Below are 2,093 nucleotides of genomic sequence, written 5' to 3' on the forward strand. Positions count from 1 at the left end.
CAAAAATAATTATGAAAAATCTTTTCATTGAACCACCTGCAATTAGTCAGTTTGGCAATCAAAGAATTATGGGAGGATTCGGTGCTAATAAAGCTGATTTTGCTTGGCCACCATTAGATTTAATGACTATATCTGGTTGCCTTAAACACAATGGTTTTGATTCTGCTATCTATGATTTAAATAATACTAAAAAAAAATTTCAAGATATTTATCAAATAATTAAAAAAGAAAAACCAAGGATGGTTGTTTTTTCCACTTCAATCACAACAATTTACGATGATTTGAAAATTGCCAATATCGTTAAAGAAATCTCTAAAGATATTATTACTGTAGCTATAGGTGTGCATGTTATGGGAATTCCAAAAGAAATCTTAAAATATAATAAAAATTTAGATGTCGCTGTATATAATGAACCTGAATTAGTAATATTGAATCTTATTAAAAATAAATATAATCCAACCAATGTCCTTGGTATATGCTATCGCGATAAATATGGTAGAATACAACAAAATGCGGCTCAGCCCAATATTGAAAATTTAGAGGATTTAGGAATGCCTTCTCATGATAAAATACCTATTCATATCTACCGCAACCCTGTTGCTAAACGACAGCCGTTAGCGATAATTATGGCGAACAGAGGATGTGTTGGACAATGCACATTCTGCTGTCAACCTTATTTTTGGGGCAAGTACAGAACACGTAGCGTTAAACATGTTATTCAAGAATTAAAATGGATTCAACAGTTAGGATATAGGGAAGTTTTCTGGAACGACGCAAGATTAACATCAAACCTAAAATGGACACATGAATTAATGGATGAAATGATTAAAAATAAAATTGACCTTACTTGGTCATGCAATGATCATGCTAATGGGTTAAGTAGAGATTTAGAACTACTTAAAAAAATGAAAAAAGCTGGTTGCTATATAATACACATTGGTATGGAAAGTGCTAATCATCAAATATTAAAAAATATTAAAAAAGGAATAACACTAGATCAAGTTCGCAGTGCCATCACAATGGTTAAAAGTGTGGGTATAGAAACTATGCTTTTTTTAATATTGGGGCTACCTGGAGAAACCAAAAAAACAATGACTGAAACAATTGAGTTTGCTAAATCTGTTGATGTTGATTACATAACATTGGGAATTGCCCAGCCATGTCTAGGAACGCCATTCTATGATTATTTAGTCCAGAATAAATACCTAAAAACCAGAGATTGGAATCAATACGACCCATCAAAACCCCCTGTTTATGACTATCCCCATCTATCTAGTGAAGAAATTTTTCAAGCTCACTATGAAGGATTACGCAGTTTTTATCTAAGACCGTCCTATATCCTAAAACGCGCTCTAAAAATACGATCATTCCATGATCTTAAAAGCAACTTTAAAAATTTTGTTGGGTTTATTCATAGATATGTATGGCTTAATCGTCCTATTAAAAAATAATTTTGTATAATTTTATGTCTAAATATGTTTTGTTGTTATTATTATTACTTACTGGAAGTATTGGGCAAATAATACTTAAATTAGGAGTTAATCAATCAATTTCTCAAATTCAAGAATTTAATTCTATAGCAAGCTTATTCAAAAATATTTTAATTCTACTAAAAAGCTATTGGATTATATCAGCCATTTTTCTTTATGCGTTTGGTTTTATTATTTGGCTTTTTACTTTGACTAAATTTGAACTTAGCTACGCTTTCCCCTTATTAGCTGCAACATATATCGTAATTATGCTTTTTTCTTGGTTTTTTTTAAAAGAAGATATAAATACATTAAGAATTATCGGCACTATTGCTATCACAATAGGAATATTTTTAATTGCTAAAAGTTAAAAAATGAATAAAAAAACAACTATTTTAGTAGCTGTTTTTAACAAAAAAGAAACAATCGTAAATTGCGTGGAATCTTTGTTAAATTTAAATTCGCCTCCTGTAAGAATTTTACTTCTTGATGGCGGTTCAACTGATGGAACTTATCAAATTTTAGAAAAGGAATATAAAAATAAGATAGATTTAATCCAACTTCCTATAAGCCATTCTGAAAGAATGAATTGGGCGTTAGATAATATTAATACAGAATATACCG

The 2,093-nt window shown here is 30.0% G+C and carries 3 protein-coding genes; all 3 read left to right on the forward strand.

Annotation, left to right across the window (positions count from 1 at the left end; genetic code table 11):
- On the forward strand, positions 1–1,451 hold a 1,451-nt coding region (locus KKI21_03050; GenBank protein ID MBU4285176.1), incomplete at its 5' end, for a B12-binding domain-containing radical SAM protein.
- Between the two features lie 14 nt (positions 1,452–1,465).
- Positions 1,466–1,840: an EamA family transporter gene (locus KKI21_03055; GenBank protein MBU4285177.1), complete on the forward strand. Its 375-nt coding sequence runs from the start codon at positions 1,466–1,468 to the stop codon at positions 1,838–1,840.
- Between the two features lie 3 nt (positions 1,841–1,843).
- Positions 1,844–2,093 (forward strand): glycosyltransferase family 2 protein (locus tag KKI21_03060; GenBank protein MBU4285178.1); only part of this gene is annotated, 250 nt, incomplete at its 3' end.

Source organism: Patescibacteria group bacterium (assembly GCA_018897295.1).
GTDB lineage: Bacteria > Patescibacteriota > Minisyncoccia > RBG-13-40-8-A > RBG-13-40-8-A > JAHILA01.